Origin of the sequence: Tunturibacter psychrotolerans, from assembly GCF_040359615.1 — a bacterium.
In the GTDB taxonomy this organism is placed as follows: domain Bacteria; phylum Acidobacteriota; class Terriglobia; order Terriglobales; family Acidobacteriaceae; genus Edaphobacter; species Edaphobacter psychrotolerans.
This window is the reverse complement of record NZ_CP132942.1, coordinates 4,514,338-4,532,297: the sequence shown is the minus strand read 5'-3', so window position 1 is coordinate 4,532,297 and position 17,960 is coordinate 4,514,338. Positions and strand designations below refer to the sequence as shown.

Annotated in this window: 16 protein-coding genes; all 16 read right to left on the bottom strand. The window is 50.3% G+C overall.

The features are described from left to right. Positions 1-40 precede the first annotated feature (40 nt). Complete coding sequence (locus RBB77_RS19130) at positions 41-1,135, bottom strand: glycosyltransferase family A protein (RefSeq protein ID WP_353063322.1); 1,095 nt, start codon at positions 1,133-1,135, stop codon at positions 41-43. A gap of 38 nt (positions 1,136-1,173) precedes the next feature. Next, the gene (locus RBB77_RS19120; RefSeq protein ID WP_434557078.1) at positions 1,174-2,505 is read right to left on the bottom strand and encodes a polysaccharide pyruvyl transferase family protein; all 1,332 of its coding nucleotides are present in this window, start codon (positions 2,503-2,505) and stop codon (positions 1,174-1,176) included. Positions 2,506-2,750: 245 nt separating this feature from the next. After that, on the bottom strand, positions 2,751-4,232 hold the full coding sequence (locus RBB77_RS19115; protein ID WP_353063321.1) for a lipopolysaccharide biosynthesis protein: 1,482 nt from the start codon (positions 4,230-4,232) through the stop codon (positions 2,751-2,753). Between the two features lie 54 nt (positions 4,233-4,286). Next, positions 4,287-4,937, bottom strand: a complete 651-nt coding sequence (locus RBB77_RS19110) for a PIG-L deacetylase family protein (RefSeq protein ID WP_353063320.1) — start codon at positions 4,935-4,937, stop codon at positions 4,287-4,289. Then, positions 4,934-5,788 (bottom strand): sugar phosphate nucleotidyltransferase, encoded by an 855-nt coding sequence (locus RBB77_RS19105; RefSeq protein WP_353063319.1) that lies wholly within the window; start codon positions 5,786-5,788, stop codon positions 4,934-4,936. Before RBB77_RS19105 ends, RBB77_RS19110 begins: the two co-directional genes overlap by 4 nt. Positions 5,789-5,807: 19 nt before the next feature. Beyond that, a complete protein-coding gene (locus tag RBB77_RS19100) occupies positions 5,808-7,073 on the bottom strand; it encodes a class I SAM-dependent methyltransferase (protein ID WP_353067670.1) in 1,266 nt (421 codons plus the stop codon). A gap of 48 nt (positions 7,074-7,121) precedes the next feature. After that, entirely contained in the window at positions 7,122-8,168 is a 1,047-nt protein-coding gene (locus RBB77_RS19095) for an NAD-dependent epimerase/dehydratase family protein (protein WP_353067669.1), read from the bottom strand. A 203-nt stretch (positions 8,169-8,371) separates the two neighbouring features. After that, complete coding sequence (locus RBB77_RS19090; RefSeq protein ID WP_353063318.1) at positions 8,372-9,691, bottom strand: DUF4910 domain-containing protein; 1,320 nt, start codon at positions 9,689-9,691, stop codon at positions 8,372-8,374. Then, positions 9,688-10,221, bottom strand: coding sequence for a dTDP-4-dehydrorhamnose 3,5-epimerase (gene rfbC / locus RBB77_RS19085; protein ID WP_353063317.1), 534 nt, complete (start codon positions 10,219-10,221; stop codon positions 9,688-9,690). The genes RBB77_RS19090 and rfbC overlap by 4 nt, the downstream gene beginning before the upstream one ends. Positions 10,222-10,307: 86 nt before the next feature. Further along, positions 10,308-11,357 carry a GHMP family kinase ATP-binding protein gene (locus RBB77_RS19080; protein WP_353063316.1) on the bottom strand — a complete coding sequence of 350 codons (1,050 nt, stop codon included), beginning with the start codon at positions 11,355-11,357 and terminating at the stop codon, positions 10,308-10,310. A 26-nt stretch (positions 11,358-11,383) separates the two neighbouring features. After that, positions 11,384-12,031, bottom strand: a complete 648-nt coding sequence (locus RBB77_RS19075) for a D-sedoheptulose-7-phosphate isomerase (RefSeq protein WP_353063315.1) — start codon at positions 12,029-12,031, stop codon at positions 11,384-11,386. 72 nt (positions 12,032-12,103) lie between these two features. After that, positions 12,104-12,850, bottom strand: a complete 747-nt coding sequence (locus RBB77_RS19070; RefSeq protein WP_353063314.1) for a nucleotidyltransferase family protein — start codon at positions 12,848-12,850, stop codon at positions 12,104-12,106. Between the two features lie 7 nt (positions 12,851-12,857). Further along, a complete protein-coding gene (gene asnB, locus RBB77_RS19065) occupies positions 12,858-14,768 on the bottom strand; it encodes an asparagine synthase (glutamine-hydrolyzing) (RefSeq protein ID WP_353063313.1) in 1,911 nt (636 codons plus the stop codon). 9 nt (positions 14,769-14,777) lie between these two features. Further along, entirely contained in the window at positions 14,778-15,998 is a 1,221-nt protein-coding gene (locus RBB77_RS19060) for a hypothetical protein (RefSeq protein WP_353063312.1), read from the bottom strand. Between the two features lie 38 nt (positions 15,999-16,036). Continuing rightward, the gene (locus RBB77_RS19055; protein WP_353063311.1) at positions 16,037-16,957 is read right to left on the bottom strand and encodes a glycosyltransferase family 2 protein; all 921 of its coding nucleotides are present in this window, start codon (positions 16,955-16,957) and stop codon (positions 16,037-16,039) included. Positions 16,958-16,996: 39 nt separating this feature from the next. After that, a complete protein-coding gene (locus RBB77_RS19050; protein WP_353063310.1) occupies positions 16,997-17,950 on the bottom strand; it encodes a GDP-mannose 4,6-dehydratase in 954 nt (317 codons plus the stop codon). Positions 17,951-17,960: the final 10 nt, after the last annotated feature.

Below are 17,960 nucleotides of genomic sequence, written 5' to 3'. Positions count from 1 at the left end.
TTTGAGGTCGAATCACGTATTAGGTATGTCTCTCGTCCCCCTAGTGCACCTTCAGACTGAACGGCTCATGCGGCGGTGTCTCATTTTCGTGCGACTCCTTTGCTGTGATAGTGCTCGGCTCGCCCTTCAGATTCTGCACGCGGCCGGAAAATCGTAGCTTGCGACCGCTCTGTAGCAACCTTCGCGCTGTATTTCTAGGATCCACAGCAGCGTTGCACAGAGTTTCTAGCGTACCCTTGACCAAACGAACATGGCTAAATCCCATGGCCGCCTTATTTAACTCCTCCTTGTGATAGTCCCAGAACTGCTTGTCACGACGTAACATCAGGCTCTTACCTAGGAATCTGTAATATTCCAGCATCAACTGCGCAAGCTGTGCTTCACCTTCCTGAGAAGTCAGGTAGTCCGGAGCATACGTGTTCAGAAGCCGCAACATACTTGGAAAATAGGTGGCCCGTGCCTCGGAAGCTGTCGTGAGCGACCCTGGCCGCACTCTGGTGAAAGAGAGTACCTGATGGACAAAGCCAAAGTCGCACATCTTAAGAAGTGCAAAACACACCTCTGTGTCTGCATGGATGTTGGCCTCGTTGTAGAAGGGATCACGGCTCCTTACCAAATCCGCGCGATAGAGGACTGCGTTTGCCGATCCAAATACATACAGTCCCTCGAGGAGATGGCGGCGACAGATCTCTAGACCGGAAACCAAGGAACTCGGATATGGTAACCCCGTCCACGCAACTCGTTGCCCCTCCAGTGCGTAGGCGCCGACGATTCCGACCGAGGGATGCGACTCAGCGAGGCCGACCATTTGTTCTAGACAATTAGGAAAGATCCAATCATCCCCAAGCACTACCTTGCAGTATTTGCTTTCAGCGGAAATCAGGCGCAATGCGAGATTGTGGTTCGAAATGACGGGTAGAAACTGTTGATTCGCGTGAATCCGAATCCGTCGGTCTCTTGCCGCATATCGGCGGGCGACTTCCAAGGACCCATCGGTGCTGCAGTTGTCGATGATGGTGTAGTTCCAGTTGTGATATGTCTGAGCGAGAACGCTCTCGATACACTCCGCGAGGTGAACCGCCTCGTTGTACACCGGAGTTACGACGCTTACTAAAGGTTGTAATGCGCTGTCCATTCCCCCCCCTTCTGCGAAAAAGCAGAGATCCATGTTCGCTAGGTCGAGTTACCTACGACGGCTCCATTCTTCTCAGATTTCAAGGCATCTAAATAGAACTCTGAATCTCGACACGTGAAAAGCTGGTCGAACTGCGTCTTTAATAACTCAGATCTCGAATACGCCTCCTTGCGAAATTGCGATTTGAGGCCCTCGGCATTTTCGACCAACGATTTAAATGTCTTCTTGAAGTGCTCACAATCAAAGCTCTCTATATTCAGGCAATGTTGGCTATGTCCCACAGTTCGCATCAAGTCGTCTATCTTCTTGTGATAGCTGAGGGCGATTACTGGTTTTTCCAAGAGGTGAGAAAATACTACACCGTGAAACTTGGAAGTAACGACGAAGTCGAACCGAGACATTTCAGTCAACAGATCTTTCAAATCGATACTTGGGGGTATAAACATCTCGCCATGATTACCTGACGGCAAGCTGTTCAGTATCCGTTCTTTTAGATCTTCTACTGCATGGACATCAACACTCAGTTCACCAGAAAATATTCGTAATGTGTAGTCTTGACGAATAAGCCACAACGAAAACTCTGTCAATTTATCTAGATAATGTAAATATGCAGACTTGTCTCGTTTTAGCCAAACCCGTGGATCACAGAACCCAATCGGATTGATTCCTACCAGCGGTCTCAAAGGCTTCACGGTTTCAGTGGCTTCATAGCTTGAAACATCAAGAGCGTAAACAGAATCGGGAAAGACCTCAGTTGTGCGGTTCACTCCTAGCCGCCGGATTAATGCTTGCGACTCGACATCACGAAGTGAAACGTAGTCAGCCAGATGGACGGCAAATTTGACGAAAATTTTGCTTAGATTACTGCTCAAAGGCCCCGCGCCTACGTTGAGGAATAACAGCCTTCTGTTTGCGAGCTTTGTAAGTATCGAAAACTTAAGCACGTTGTAAGGATGTGACCAAGGGCCGCGCCATAATTCTGTCAACTGCCCTCCGCCAGCGATGATCATGGTATCTAGGGACCGTAACACTTTGTAGGACCGGAACAGATGCGCCACTTCTCGGCATAAATGCAAAGCACGCTTGATCATCCCAGAAACAATAGGGACCCTTTTAGAAGTCAATTTGAGTTGAGACCACAGATTCGGATCATCCACCCTTGCTAACCCGGATTTGGCAAGCCCTGGATGCCAATGTGTAATTGAGTAGCAGGCAATATCGTGTCGCTTCCTGGTGTCATCGGGGTTCAGTGAAAATCCAACAATCTCAGTGTCCGGCAGACGTCGCTTGATGTTCGCAATTAATGCCTCTTGGGTAGCAGCATCACCCAGGTTTCCGTACCCCATATGATCTAACAAGCCAATTTTCATAAGCTTTAGCTTCAGCAAAACAACCGGTTCAAATCACCCCTTCGCCACATGATTTGACGCGTTAGGCAAGGTTGGCTCTTCAAGTTCTGTCTTGTGATATTTAACGGACCGATCTGCTTACTATTTCGTCAGCGAATGACGTTTCCAGTCGGTTCCCTATCGTTAGGTTTTTCCGATTAAATTCAATCTTTGGAGATTAGTCCGCGACCTAATGGTCCTTGGTGACTAGGTCCAAAATCTCATATTTACGTTGAAGCCAAATCCCCTTCTTCTCTGGCAGATGAAGGGCGTCTTAATCCCCTGACAAGATCCAGGTAAAGTGCCTTTTGTCCTGTGACGAACAGGAGCATCCCCATAAACGTAATTAGAAGAACGGTGATTTCCAACACAAGTCGAGGCAGCGGAGACAGGAACTGAATGGAAACCGAGCGCACACCGAAGGCAAACCCAGCTGCCACGAGGCTTCCGATCAGCGGTCGGCCAACGGCCACAACAATGTCTCGGAAGGATATTACTGTGTCATGGACAGACCAGATGATGCACGGGATAACCCAGAGCATCATTACTGCCGAGTAGGCGACCGCAACACCTCGGGGCCCGTAAGGCACTGCCACGAGATAGCTCAAGATCATGACGGGAGCGATGACCAGACCCATCTTCAAGCTTCGTTCGACCAATCCTAGTGACGAGAGAAGCCAAAATAAGGGATTGACAATTGCAAAGGCCAAGATCGTTGGGGCCAATAAACGAAAAATTGGTGCCGCGGCCCCCCATTTTGGTCCTAAGAAGACAGATATCATGTCATCCGCAAAAAGAGCGCACGCAACGGTGACAGGTAAGGTCAACGCCAAGATCACTGTATAGCCCTTCAAGAAGTAGTTTTTGAGGCGATCAGGGTCTCCTTGGAGTCGCGACAACGCCGAAAACGCTACCTCACCGGCCGCTGAATTCAGGTTGTCAGTTGGAATGTTGATGAGTTGGTATGCCCTCCCGTAGAGGCCAAGTGCATCAACACCCCAGTATCGACCCAACAAGACCTTTTCAAAATTGTTCGCGACGTACGCAACCAGCCCATTCAAGGTAATCGTGCCGCCAAAACGCATCATCGACCGGATTCCAACTCCTCTACGCGGCCTTCCCGGAATCCACGTTACGGTCAACCAGCAACCAACTGTGTTTGTGAACGGAAGAGTGATGCTCATAGCTACGAGGGCCCAATATCCGTATCCGGCCTTGGCTCCGCCTATGGCAATTGCAGTGCCGACGATTAAACTGACTGTGTTTATCGCTGCCAACGTAGTAAAACGCATTTGGCGCTGCAAAAGCGCCCCGTGCTGTACTCCGGCCGCGTTGAAGAGAAATCCGACCGCCAAGACGACTGTAACCATAAAAAGTCTTGGCTCATGGTAAAAGGCAGTTATGACTGGTGCTAGTGCTATGGCCAAAAGGGTAAGTAACGCACCAACAAATATGTTGATCCAGAACAATGTCGAAATCTGCTCCTCTGTTACGGTCGTACGCTGAATTGCTGCGGACGACAGCCCAAAATCGCGGAAAAGCGTCAAAACGCCGGTGAAGACCGTCACCATGCCCACCAATCCAAAATCTTTGGGCCCGAGGAGTCGGGCTAATATCATCAGGGAGCCTAAGCGAAGAAAGAAGTTAGCGCCTTGGGCACAGAGTCTTGCCAATCCGCCACGTATCGTTTTCTCCTTCAAATCTTTCATCGTGCGTTCACAAGGTGAAACGTGGTTTCCATCATGCCCTCTCGCTGGTTCAACTCAGACCGACAACTTACGACAGTAAAATGCCTCCGCGTAGCCACTGGAAGCAGCACATTCCATTCCCCGAAGCCGCATCAGAGAAAGGAATGTATCTGGTTGAAACCAGCGTTTCGCATGTTGCGACTGAAAGGCATTCATGAGGTATTCGACCTTCTTTTCGCAGACTTCTTTCTCGAGGGGTACGAAGAAGCTTGGGCGCCCCATGTCCCCGTCGTATTTCGGAATCTCGTACTCCAAAATGAAGTGATCGCGGAAAGTATTCCAAGTGAGTTGCGAAATAAAACGATGGTCCTGATGAGCATCGTTACCGTTATGAGTGAAGATAAGGTCGGGGGAAAGATGCTTTAGATCGCTTTCGAAAATTGCCTTCACTTCGCCGCCTACGTAAGGCATGAATCCGTCCTGAAACGTCTTGAAGATTGGTCCCCTTAGTCGGGAGCCAGCAAACAACTGTGCTGCGTGCCGGGCTTCCGTCTCTCGGGTTGCGATCGCGTTGAACACCACCCAGTGAAACTCGCATTCTGGATATTGATCAGCTATACGTAGGAGTGTCCCTCCGCAGCCAATTTCAATATCGTCGGAATGCGCTCCCATGCACAGAATCTTTAGCCCCCCGCCAGCTCTCACGCCGAAATTCAGATGCATCATATACGCGCCGACGCCGCCACCGGCTGGTCCTTGTTTTCTTCAAGAAGCTCACACTGGTAATCTGCCAGTGAATTCGGAGTCTGATTCCACACTTTCCACGGTGCCAACCCCTGGTTTAGCTCCTCCAGATGTTGCTTGTCCTTGAAAGTATCCATGCATTGCCAGAAACCGTTATATTTGTGGGCGAGCAATGCCTGCTTATCAATCAATCGCTGGAAGGGCTCTCGAACTAGTTCCTCGCCAGGCAGAATATGTTGGAAGATCTCGTTGCGCATAGCGAAGAATCCACCGTTGATCCACATATCGGTACGGGTTATTGGGCGAATCTCCCTCACCGTTCCTTCAGATCCCGTATAAACGATGTCAAAACTCGAGGTCGGCTGCACCAGCAGCAAAGAGGCAATGGCATTACTCTTCCGAAATGTGTCGAGCATCCCTGGAAGAGGTACATCGCTTAATCCGTCTCCATAGTTAGCGAGAAACATGTCTTCACCCTGCACGTAGGGCTCGATGGCCTTGAGACGTTGCCCGATGTTGGCATTCGCCCCTGTCTCGACGAAAGTAATTGTCCAGTCGTCCATGTCACGGTTTAGCAGTTCGACGTTCTTCCCACCCTTCGACCAAACAAAATTATTGGAGACAGATTCATCGTAGTGCAGAAAGTAGTCCTTGATACAGTTGCCCTTGTATCCAAGGCACAGGATAAAGTCCTTGTGCCCGAAGTGGGCGTAGTACTTCATCAGGTGCCACATGATGGGTCGCGTTCCAATTTGCACCATAGGTTTAGGGACGTCATCAGCATATCCACGGAGCCTCATGCCCGATCCGCCGCAAAATAAAACTACTTTCATGGCTAGCCACTCCTTACTTTTAGAGAATCGTCGCCTTGGGGATTGGCACTACAAACTTCCCCCCCCACTCACGGATGTACTGCAGTTGCTGCACGATTTCGTGTTGCAAGTTCCAAGGTAAGATCACCACGTAGTCGGGTTTTGTCTCGTGGATTCGGTCGGGGTAATAGATCGGAATGTGTGTTCCCGGCAAAAAACGCCCTTGTTTGTAAGGGCTTCGATCTACCGTGTATTCGATTAGGTCCTTTCCGATACCGCAATAGTGCAGCAACGTTGCGCTCTTACCGGGTGCGCCATAGCCCGCTACACTCTTACCCTCACGAGCGGCTTCAAGCAGGAAGCCCAGTAGTGCTAGTTTGGTCTCCTTTACCTGTTTGGCAAAACTCTTATAGCCTTCTATCGTTCCAAGCCCAGCCTGCTCCTCGTCTTCAATCACACGAGCAATACTCGGTTCTACGGGATGGGTCTCTGCCTCCATACGGCATGCGAACACACGCAATGAACCACCATGCGATGCCAACTCCTCAACGTCAAACACTCTGAGGCCATGTGCCTCCATGAGGCGAACTGTCGTCAACAAGGAGAAATAGGAGAAATGTTCGTGATAAATGGTGTCGAACTCATTGTGCTCAATCAGTTTTAGCAGATGCGGAAACTCGAGTGTGAGGACACCTTCCGGTTTCAGTAGAACCTTCAATCCTTCGACGAAGTCATTCAGGTCTGGCACCTGCGCGAGCACATTATTGCCGAGAACGAGGTCTGCGCTGCGCCCATCACTCGCTAGTTCTTCGGCCAGTTGGGTCCCAAAGAACTTCACTAGTGTGGGGACTCCTTTTTCTACTGCGACTTTAGCTACATTGGCTGCGGGTTCAATGCCAAGCACCGGGACATTGCGCTGAACAAAATACTGCAAGAGATAACCGTCATTGCTGGCCACCTCGACAACGAAGCTTTCTCCGTCGAGGCCGAATCGCGATTTCATGCGGGCGCAGTAGTTGTCTGCGTGCTTTAGCCATGAGTCCGAATATGACGAGAAATACGCGTACTCGCCGAAGATATTCTGTGGGCTTTCGTATTCTTCAAGTTGCACCAAAAAGCAAGTCCGACAAACATAAACATGAAGCGGAAAGTAGACTTCGCCGCGGTTTAGGTCAGCCGAGCCAGGGTAACTTTCGCAGAGAGGGGACATCCCCAGGTCGACAAAGGTGTCCAGTAAGCCGGCTCCACAAAAACGGCATAAGTTAACGGTAACTGCTTTTTGCTGGGTTTCAGCAGTCAGAATCATCGTAGCCATAGGCGGTATCCGAGTTCCTAAATGAATTTCGGTGCTTTTTCAGGCGATAACCTGGGCATGCTGGCTGGCCCATCGCAATGAGCTGTCAAGTTGCCCTGCTTTCATTAGCCTCTGTATTTGCGTGATTCGGATGTAGTGTCCCCGCTCTATATCTGCTGTAGTGAGCCCTACAGCACGGTAAGCGTCATAGAGTTCGCGCGCGCCTTCAAGAGCAGTCCAACGAGGTTGGAACCCCGGCAGCGCGCGACCGATCTTGTCGAAGTTGACGCGATAACAGCGAAGATCTGGGCCGCCACCAGGAGCGTACTCAATGTGGCAACCGGGAACGACTGTAGCGACAATATCGGCGAGGTCGCGTATGCGGAAGTTCTCCTCGTTGCGCCCGACGTTGAAGGTCTGGTTGTGAACTGCTTCGCGTGGTGCACTAAGTACTGCAATCGCTGCAGCAATAATGTCGCGGATATGGACAATAGGGCGCCAGGGAGTGCCGTCGCTTTTTATGTAAATACGGCCCGTGGTGAACGCCGACGCGACTAGGTCATTCAGCACGATATCAAGGCGAAGACGAGGTGAAACACCATACGCCGTGGCGTTGCGCATGTATGTGGGGGTAAAGTTATCGTCAGCCAAGACCGCAATATCGCGCTCGGACAAAACCTTCGATTCTCCATACGGCGTGACCGGGTTTACTTCTGAATTCTCGTCGAGAAGGGAGTCTCCCGCTGCACCGTACGTACTGCAGGAAGATGCAAAAACGAAACGCTTAACACCTGCACATTTTGCTAGCTTTGCCAAATGCACGGAGGCCAAATGGTTGATGTCGTAGGTGAGTTGAGAATTAATATTTCCCACCGGATCATTTGACAGTGCGGCCAAATGCACAACCGCATTGAAGCCCTCAATGTCCGCCTGAGTCAGGTCTCGAAGGTCCTTGCGAATCTCTGGGACCGCTTGCGAATTGGCTCCAAAGTTACAGCCCTCATACAGCCCTGTATCCAGGCCAACCACATCGTGTCCCTCGGCGAGCAACACAGATCCCGCTACTTCACCTATATAGCCTTTGTGGCCAGTCAACAACACTCTCATAAAAGTCCTTTGAAGAAACTCTGTTTTGATGCGATAAGTTTGGGTTCGTTGCAGATATCGTAATGAGGGAGAGTATCTCTTGGTGGGTGAAGCGACCGACAGTGAGTTACCTGAGAGCACGTCGAACAATAAGCCGAACCGATTGCTAGGGAGCTTATTGCTCCAATGACCCGATTGCGAGGGTCTGGGATTCAAAGCAATCCTCAATCGTTAAGCGAGGGAGACAAGAGGCCAGCTTCGCATAATATTCGCGCGGCTTCACTTATGATGAAGAACGGTATATTAGATCGCTCAGCAATATCCAATAGCGAATGGCCACCATCGGAAAGATTGAGTACCCAAAGCCTGGCATTGATCTCCGTCCCGATAGAATCCCCGCCTGTAGTCCTGTAGAGATTTCGCTTTCCGAGTTGTGGCTCACAGTAAGGGCTTTGATTGACGTATCGGCGATTGTCCTCCAGGACATTCACAATCGCCACGCATGCCCGAAGAGATTTGGCCAATGAATCCGGTTGGATGAAATCGAGGTTATCAGCAGAAGTGTGATATTCAGAGAAGGTTCCCCATACGCTTCTCATCAAACAGCCGACCGGGAGATTAAATCCAGGCGAACAGTACTGCCGCTCATCATAGCCGTAGGGAGAAAAATCGAGTACTTCGGCAGGTTCTTCGCAGTGTCGCAAAACGTGTGCCGCTGCGCGATCAATTTCAGCATCTCCACGCCGACTCCTTTTGTAATGAAATCCCCCGGCATCTCCCACGCATGTCAGTACCAATCCATGCCGCACCCGTTTGGATGCTTCCGTGTTTTGCGCTAACCATGTTATCGCGCCGATCGTTCCAGGAATGAATAAAAAACGGTACGAGTAGCGCCGATCGATGTCCGCTAACAACCGCGCTAGGGAAGTCGCAACGGTCAAACCTGACAGATTGTCATTCGCGAGTGACGGATGGCATGAATGCACGGAGAATAGTACTTCCTCGCTTGATTGCCCAGGTAGGTAACTTTCTCCATAAGTCAAATACCCGTCTTCAACCGTCGTGTCGATGCATACCTCGTACCCGTCCTCATCAAGAGCTAACATTTGCTTGTGAGTCAGACAGAACCCCCATTTAGGGCTATAGTATGACGTGCGATAGGGGATTCGGTCAGGATGCTCCGGCAGTGTGAATAGATGTTCTTTCAATTTGCTGAGTGATAACGTAGCGTGAATCGGCGTGCTGTAATTCAACACATGCAGGTTGTTCTCCCTGAAATCCACTACTCGCCGGCCCGCGGAATCTTTAATATAAGCGTCCCGAATGTTCCATTCCTTCGGAACCGTCCAATCAAATACTGCAGTTCCGGTAGCCACCTCCGAAATCTGGAGCGGGATTCTATCTCCAATCATAGCGAGTGTGCGCCGTATGCCATCTCCAGTGATGCTCCGGCATATTGGATAAAGCTCCGCAGCGAATTGGTGTAACTTCTGACCACTTTCCGCCAGCGTTTGTTGTTCGAACCGTTGCAGTAGGCTGATCACGTTGGCCCGAAGTCTGGGTAGATTAGGTCACGATCAGAAATGACTGCAACCGGTCCAGGCCAGACAATCCCAAATGCCGGATCGTTCCATCGCACGCCACGAGCCGATTCTGGATGATAGGGCTCCGATATCTGATAGAAGACCTCCGTCTCATCCTCCAGCGTCAAAAATCCATGCGCGCAACCCTCCGGTATGTAGAGAGCACGTTGGTTTGTCGCTGTCAGTTCAGTTCCAGTCCACTGCTTAAACGTTGTTGAACCTGGTCGCATATCGACCGCCACATCGTAGATCGCGCCTTTGGTGCAGCGCACCAACTTCGCCTCGGCATACCCATCCAATTGGTAGTGCATGCCTCGCAACGTGCCCTTCTTTGAGTTGAAGGAGACACTACATTGCGCGAGATTCGAATTTAACCCGTGTTGTTCAAATTCTTGCCTGCACCATGAACGAGCAAAAAAGCCCCGCTCATCAACTTTCCGTTCGAGCGAGATTTCGAAAACGCCGCCAAGCGCGGCTTCTTGAAAGATCATGTTGGGAATATATGGCGGATTACGACTACCTAGACGTAGGTGCTTTTAGAAGGCCAGCGTTTACAGAGTTTGAAGTTTTTCGCAACTCAGCGTCCGTTCTGCGCATATATAAAATCTCGTTCCGCGGATAGTGACCCGTCAAAATGCTCTTCCGGCTCATAGACGACAACGTCACTGCCTTTGTTTGAGAAGGCGAATGGAACACACAACAGCTTCTTCAAGCGCTCCCTCAAGGCCTGACGCTTTTCTGGTGGCACAAAGAACAGCATGAAGCCCCCATTCCCGGCTCCCAGGAGCTTGCCGCCTAGAGCACCAGCCCCGAGCCCGGCCTCGTAGATCTCATCGATGCTAGCGTTTGAGATCTTTTGCGTCAAGGTTCTCTTTATTTGCCAGCTCTCATGTAGAAGTCGGCCAAAGTCATGCAAAGGGCGACGGGGATTCGCGACGATCTCCTCGGCCTCATCAACGAACTGAAGCATGGTCTTTAGTTCTTGCTGCTTGTGAGGTGTCGCTCTTATTTGTTCCTGTGCAATTTCAGAGGCAGTTCGGGAAAACCCGGTGAAATAGAGAGCCAAATGTTGTTCGAGTTCCGCCAGTCTGTCATGTGAGGCGAACATCCTCTTTACTTCAATCGAACCGTCTTGGTGAAAATTGATGCGGTTGAAGCCGCCGTATGCTGCGCTCACCTGGTCTTGCGCGCCAACCGCCTCTCCTAGCAAGTCCTGTTCCACATGTATTGCTTCAGAGGCAAGGCCTCGCTTGTCACACATCTGATTCTTGAGACCGTAGAGCGCGTGGAGTAGTCCCACTGTAAACGCGGAGCTTGTACCCAAGCCTGTTCGAGCGGGCAGGTCCGCGACATGGTGTATTTCAACTCCCTCATCGACCCCAAGGAATTGGAGGCAGGCACGTACGGACGGGTGCTGGATAGCATCGTTCCTGCTGACGTTTTCAACCGTTGAATAGGAGATGCGACTGTGATACTCAAAAAAAGGTGGTAAGCGCCGGCAGGTGATATAACAGCACTTGTTGATGGTGGTCGAAAGTACGGAGCCGCCGTGCTCCCGGTACCACACCGGATAATCAGTACCACCACCGAAGAATGAAATGCGAAGTGGAGTGCTGGTAATTATCATATTTGCGTTCTCGCTTTGCTAAGCAACTAACTAATTGGAATGCTGGGACCAATTCGATCGCGATCCGGAATGCCACTGTACTCGAGAAATATTGTCTGTTCTACCAATTCGCTAATAATGTGGCCAATCAAGATATGGCACTCTTGAATTCGAGGCGTCTCATTCGATGGCACGCAAAGGCAAGACTCTACTTCGTACTTGAGTTTTCCACCCGTGCAACCTGTCAATGCAATTCTGCGTAGACCCAACTTCTTCGAAGTCGACATGGCGCGAAGCACATTAGCCGAATCGCCACTTGTCGAGATCCCGATCACGACATCGCCTTTCTTGCCTAGGGCCTCAATTTGCCGCGAAAACACAAGATCAAAGCCGTAGTCATTTCCGATGGCTGTCACACAGGATGTGTTAACCGACAATGCCAGTGCCGGTAGCGCTGGGCGGTCAAATGCGAATCGACCTACGAATTCGGCCGCGATATGCTGCGCATCCGCGGCGCTGCCACCATTGCCACAGATAAGTATTTTGTTACCTTGCCCCAACGCTGCCACGATGATTCTGCTGGCTTCGGCCACCATTGAAACTAGCACGTTATCGTGCAATAGTTTCTGTTTGACCTCGATTGAGGCCTGAATCAACTTGGTGACCCGCTTTTCAAAATCACTTGTCTGTTTCACACATTTGTCCTGAGGCAGCCTGTAGCCCAGCCCTCGAATGCCTGATTCGGTGAACCTTCACTCGGGTGACGACTATGAGATAGCTATCGGCGAAATGCGACATCGCTTATCCAATGCGGCAGTTGCTAAACGGCCATACATTTCACTTGCTCGTACGTAGTCGTCAGGAGTGCCAATATCGATGAATATTCCCCGATGTTCGACCGCGTAAACCCCTTGCTCCAAAAGCTGGGGGAAGACGTCCCGTTCCAGACTCGCCGGCCCATCCGGAATTTGCGCGAGGATAGAATTGCTGAAAACGTACACACCTGCATTAATGATGCCGGGCGCGTCTTGACACGACTTTTCTGCGAAACCCAGTACCCGGCTGGCTGCTCCTACATGAACCGTTCCGTAGCGGCTCGCATTTTCAACGGCCACTACTGCTATCGTGGCCAGACTGGAGTGTTTGCTATGAAAATCAATGAGGTCGTTGAAATCAACTTCGACAAACGAGTCTCCGTTAAGTACCAGAAACTCGGATTCCTGCTGCAGATAACGTTGCGCCAGTTTTAAGGCACCTGCCGTGCCCAAAGGGACCGTTTCTTTTGAGTATTCAATAGTCCCACCAAAATCAATGCCATCTCGAAATACCTCTTCAATTTGTTCTGACAGATAACCAGTGCACATCACCAACTGACGAAGTCCTTGACAGGCCAACTGCCGCACAAGCAGCTCCAGAAAGGGACGACCCCCTACTGACGCCAACGCTTTTGGCAATGACGGCACAGCCGACCGTAGCCGCGTGCCCAAGCCCCCAACTAACAAAACGGCTTTCATCTTTAGATTAATGTGTACCTACAACCACCGAATCCATCTTTGACTGCGACGGGAGTTGGACCCTGAGCCACTCTTCGAAAACTACCAGGCTAAACAATATCTTGTGATAGTCATTCCGACCCGACCGATGTTGTTTGAATATCCGCTGGACTGCCGACGGACGCAAATACCGATATAAATGAGATTCGTTGTCCATGAGAATTTGCTCTGTTTTCCCGTTCACGGAGCTACGGAACCAGTCATCAACAACATTTACAGCAAAGCCCCGTTTTTTTCTTCTCATGAATCTTTTGGGGAGGAGATCCTGACACACTTGACGATGTAACCATTTTTGGGACCCGTTTCGTACTTTGAAATTTGCTGGCAATCTCTCCACGTATTCGACCAAGTCTTTATCGAGATAGGGCACCCGAACCTCTAGACCGTGTGCCATCGAGAGTTTATCGCCAAACATGAGGAGTTCATCGGGAAGAGTTGATCTCATTTCCAGAAATTGAAAACCTCCAAGCTCATCCGTCTCGCTCATAAGAGGAAACAAATCCTTCCAGCACTCTAGGATTTCATCTCCCGCATAGTGTTCTAGCATCTCGTCCTGAAACAATCCGTCTATCTCGTTGCCTGGTAGGAGGGACAAAACATGCTGATATCTTCGCAAGCGGTCTTTGACGTCTAGTGAATAAAGACCTCTTTTCAGCGTCTCGTTCCTAGGAAGTGTAGTTATACCGGAAGCGATCGAAGAACGTATCCAGCTAGGTATTCCCATCCAGTAGGCACCATAGCGCACACCGAGGTGACGGCGATAGCCTGCGAACAGCTCATCTGGTCCCTGACCGATTAAAGCAACCTTTACCTCCTCCCGAGCGCGTTTACATAGGAAATACATGGGCACAATTGAAGAAGATGCGATTGGTTCCTCTAAACACGACACGATCGTTTGCAGCATCCCCTCGAAAGTGCTTTTGTCAAGCGTCACTTCTGTATGCTGCGAGGAGAATAGGGCAGCCGTTTCTCCCGCATCCGTCAACTCGTCGTCCGAAAAACTCGAGCCATACCCCACAGTGTATGTCCGCCACGATTTACCGTACAGATTCATCAAAGCGAGCAATAAACCAGAGTCGATACCTCCGCTCAAAAGGAGCCCGACAGAAACATCACTCAGGAGATGTTTCTTTATGGATTGCTTATATAGCTCGAGCAATTCCTCTTGCGCTTCTCCTATTGACTTCATAGGCGAGAATGGCGCTGGTTGATATCTATACCATCGCCGTAGAGAGCCAGTCCCCTTTTCACACACCAACATGGTACCCGCGGCAAGCTTGCGGATGCCTTTGAACATTGTGTAGGGCGACGGAGTATAGCGGTATCTTAGAAACATGTTCAGAGCATTGGGATCGACATCAGGTTGTTCCTCGGTCACAGATTGGATGGCGCGGATTTCCGAACCAAAGTAAAGGTGATCCCTGTCAATCTTGTAGTAAATCAGTTTAATGCCGAACGGATCCCGAGCGACAACCAGCCTCTCTTGTAGTACATCCCAGATAGCCAAACCAAACATTCCGTTCAGGTGATTAAGGACATCATCACCCCATTGTTTATAGCCGTGAACAATCACCTCCGTGTCAGACTTGGTTCGAAAGAGGTGCCCAAAGGCTTCTAATTCACGTTTGAGGTCGGGGAAATTATAGATTTCTCCATTGAAGATGACCCAAACCAATTCCTCTTGATCGGACATGGGCTGATGTCCGCCCTCAAGGTCGATGATCGAGAGCCGTCGAAAACCGAGCCCAAGTGGGCCTGCGACGTAGTAACCTTCGTCGTCGGGCCCCCGATGCGAAATGCTCTTTGCCATTCGTTCGACACTTTGGCGCGAGACCGGAGCGCGGTCGCCGAAGTTATATTGTCCGCAGATTCCACACATATAGACCCATCAGTGCTGTGATTCACGATTGGTGTTGCACGAGTTGTGATACAGCAGGGAACAGAGGCTTCTAAACAACTGTGACTGAGCCCACCGATGCATCGGAGTATTGTCCCAGCTGAGGAGTAGCTGACGGCTTCGGAAGGACCCGTCTGACTTTTGCCATTGCGTGAGATCGGTCACCCGAGACAATATTGCATCTAGTGCAGGAAACCGCCCCTTCAACAAGACAGCCAGGTTAATGCACTCAGCGTAGTCGTAAAGCTCGCGTCGATATATCGTGAGCCTCGGCCTGCGTGAGAATGGTTTGGGAAAGCCTTCGCTATCAAACAAATTCTTCACGTAGTAATCTACACCACGCTCTATCGCCTTAGTGCACTGCTGGTTTCCGGTAAGAGCCTCGATTTTTGCCAGTGCCTTAAGAACAAAGCAAGTATGGAAGTGGTCAACGAAATCTCTTTCACCGTCCGTAGAGTAGTACCAAGAGCCGTCAGCATTTTGAGATTCAAGGACAAAATTCAGATTTCTTTCCGCAACTTTAGGGTACTGTTCGTCCGAAAAATCTAATCCAGCTCTCGTCAGCAGAAATGCCCTGTATGCGCTCGCATTTATGACGCCGCCTGGCGCACTAGGTTCGGGATTATACGAGCAGCTAGAAGCATTCTCTGAGGTAATGAAATCGTGATAGTCATGAAGAGTATGCTGCGCGATCGACTGCATAATCTCCAGCCACTGTTCATTTTTATCGATCTCATACACCTGTAGAAAGGCCTCGTATACATACGGCACGGTTGTTATAAGAGGAGTTGCCTCTCGCATGGTGCCATGCCTAGTTTCCCAATTGAACGGATATCCCCAGCAATAGTAGTCATAACCTGGTGATCGAGTGGCTTTGAGCACCTTGAGAAAATGGACCGCGCGCAAATAGTACTGCTCCTCCCCTAAAACCTGTGAGAGAAAGGCAAAGCCCATCGCATAGTGGGCGTCAGCTATCGGAAACCTCTGTCGCTTCCAGAAGAGGCGACGCGCAGAGGGTACGAATGCCTCGGAGAAGATCATCGGAGACACCGCGATTTTCCCCAGCAACGGCTGTTTGTAGTACAGAGCTTTTGCGCCGCGTCCCAAATTGCTCGCGAAGAAACTTTGATGATCGTACGACGTCTCTCCGAAGCGATCTAGCCATTCCACAAAACGAACCACTGATGCCTGCACTTTTTCGATTTCCGTCATTTGAGATATTTTTGTGATTTGGACTACTCGTTGACGTGCTAACTCGGCTTAGCTTCGAAGCTGTCGATGCGCCTAAACGTCATCAAAGACCTAAGGATGGTCTTCAACTTTTGCATCTGCTCTTTGCGGTGGAACCGCATCAACTGATCAGAGACAGGTCGTTCGACCTGTCGTAGAAAAGCCCATAGATATCCAAGCCCGAGAGCAACACCATCCAGCAAGTATGGACGTTTTGTCATTCTATAGGTGACTCGAAAAAGCTCCCAGATAGGGTGGCCACCGAGATAATAGTCCTTCTCGCCATAGGAGAAGCTTGAGGCAAGGCGACCACGCTCAGCCGTTCCCAGCGTCCGATGATGAAAAAATGACTTCTCTCGAAATGATCGGGTCGTCCATCCCATCATTCGCGCAGTTGTGACTGCCATCCAATCGATGCCCCCAGCCTTGTTAGGACGATATCCGCCAATTTCCTCAAAGCATTGACGTCGAAATAGTTGGCACTGGCCGGAAACGTGGTTTCTTCCTTCAAAACTGTCCGTTTCCGAACTGTAGCCGTGCTCTTTGAATATGGTTCCGGCGACACCGAGACACGGATCTTTCCGGAACTCGGCTTGCAAGAACTCAAAGTGGTCATAATCTAATGAAACGTCAGCATCCAAATTGCCGATGACTTCGTAGCAGAGGTCCTTGACTTTCTCTTGACCAGCATTGAATGCGTATACCTTGGCGGCAAAATTCCGCTCTCTACGGACGGGAAGATCGACAACTTCAATCCATGGGTGTTTCGCGAGATGTGGACGCACAATGTCTGATGTTGCGTCAGTTGAGCCATCATTTACGATCACCCATTTGAGCGGCAATACGGATTGCTTTATCACCGATTGGATTGTCTTCTCAATGAAAGCCTGTTCGTTTCGAGCAGGAGTGATGAGAACGTAGGGTATGGAGTTGTTGCCCATCAAATCACCTCAGAGGTGCTGGTTATCTTTAGTCATCATCTAAAACTTTCGGTCCCAGTATTCAAACATGGACGATAGTGTCTGCTTGATCGAAAGAGTTGGACTCCAATCAGTGTCCTTGCGAAATTTTCTCGTACTGCCGAAGATAATTTTCTCGTCAGACGGCCGCATCAAGTGCGGTGACGATCGAATCATCGCTTTTACTCCCGATAGTTCGATCGCGGTGTGAAGCAACTTACCAATTTCATGCGTGGAGGCTGCGCACAAGTTGTAGGCCTCACCCCGTTTCCCCTTCAGCGCAGCGAGATAGAAACCCTGCACGGTGTCTCTAACATCTAAGAATGCGCGGCGCGGCTTTAGATTTCCTACCTCAATTACGGGTGGCTGCAAACCTTTTTTTATTCGGACTAACTGCCGCACAAAATCTGAGGGGGCATCATCTGTTTTTCCCGGGCCAGTGGTGTTGAATAGCCGTAAATTAACCGTCGGAAGTTCGTAGTCCAGAAAATATTCTCGGGCCAGTAGATCCAGGCACACTTTGCTAATGCCATAAGGGTGAAGAGGTCGAAGCGCCTGGTCTTCGGTGACCGGTATGGCCGAGGGCGGAACGTGCCCATATTCAGCGCTGGAGCACGCTGATACGACGATCGGAGGACGCTTCATGTGTCGCGCCGCCTCAAACAGGTACAGAGAGCCCATGACATTGGACTCGAAAGTTCCGACGGGGTCGGCCCAAGAGACAGTTGGCAGGCTCTGCGCCCCGAGGTGAAATATATGCGACGGTTGATAGTCTTCAAGAAGCCGTGTTATGCGTTGTCCGTTTCGCAGATCGCATTGCACAAAGTGCAAGTTTGCGGCCTTCTGAAATGAATTACAGCCATGCCACTGATAGCTGCCGATTACTTCCCACTTTTTGGCATGAAGAAATTGCACTAAATGGGAGCCGATGAATCCCTCGGCACCTGTGACAAATGCAGTTTTGTGTTTTGACATATTGAGTGTT

Coding starts and splice junctions, on each gene's coding strand:
- RBB77_RS19130 (WP_353063322.1), bottom strand. CDS start 1,135: ATGGACAGCGCATTACAACCTTTAGTAAGCGTCGTAACTCCGGTGTAC.
- RBB77_RS19120 (WP_434557078.1), bottom strand. CDS start 2,505: ATGAAAATTGGCTTGTTAGATCATATGGGGTACGGAAACCTGGGTGAT.
- RBB77_RS19115 (WP_353063321.1), bottom strand. CDS start 4,232: ATGAAAGATTTGAAGGAGAAAACGATACGTGGCGGATTGGCAAGACTC.
- RBB77_RS19110 (WP_353063320.1), bottom strand. CDS start 4,937: ATGATGCATCTGAATTTCGGCGTGAGAGCTGGCGGGGGGCTAAAGATT.
- RBB77_RS19105 (WP_353063319.1), bottom strand. CDS start 5,788: ATGAAAGTAGTTTTATTTTGCGGCGGATCGGGCATGAGGCTCCGTGGA.
- RBB77_RS19100 (WP_353067670.1), bottom strand. CDS start 7,073: ATGATTCTGACTGCTGAAACCCAGCAAAAAGCAGTTACCGTTAACTTA.
- RBB77_RS19095 (WP_353067669.1), bottom strand. CDS start 8,168: ATGAGAGTGTTGTTGACTGGCCACAAAGGCTATATAGGTGAAGTAGCG.
- rfbC (WP_353063317.1), bottom strand. CDS start 10,221: ATGATCTTTCAAGAAGCCGCGCTTGGCGGCGTTTTCGAAATCTCGCTC.
- RBB77_RS19080 (WP_353063316.1), bottom strand. CDS start 11,357: ATGATAATTACCAGCACTCCACTTCGCATTTCATTCTTCGGTGGTGGT.
- RBB77_RS19070 (WP_353063314.1), bottom strand. CDS start 12,850: ATGAAAGCCGTTTTGTTAGTTGGGGGCTTGGGCACGCGGCTACGGTCG.
- asnB (WP_353063313.1), bottom strand. CDS start 14,768: ATGTGTGGAATCTGCGGACAATATAACTTCGGCGACCGCGCTCCGGTC.
- RBB77_RS19060 (WP_353063312.1), bottom strand. CDS start 15,998: ATGACGGAAATCGAAAAAGTGCAGGCATCAGTGGTTCGTTTTGTGGAA.
- RBB77_RS19055 (WP_353063311.1), bottom strand. CDS start 16,957: ATGGGCAACAACTCCATACCCTACGTTCTCATCACTCCTGCTCGAAAC.
- RBB77_RS19050 (WP_353063310.1), bottom strand. CDS start 17,950: ATGTCAAAACACAAAACTGCATTTGTCACAGGTGCCGAGGGATTCATC.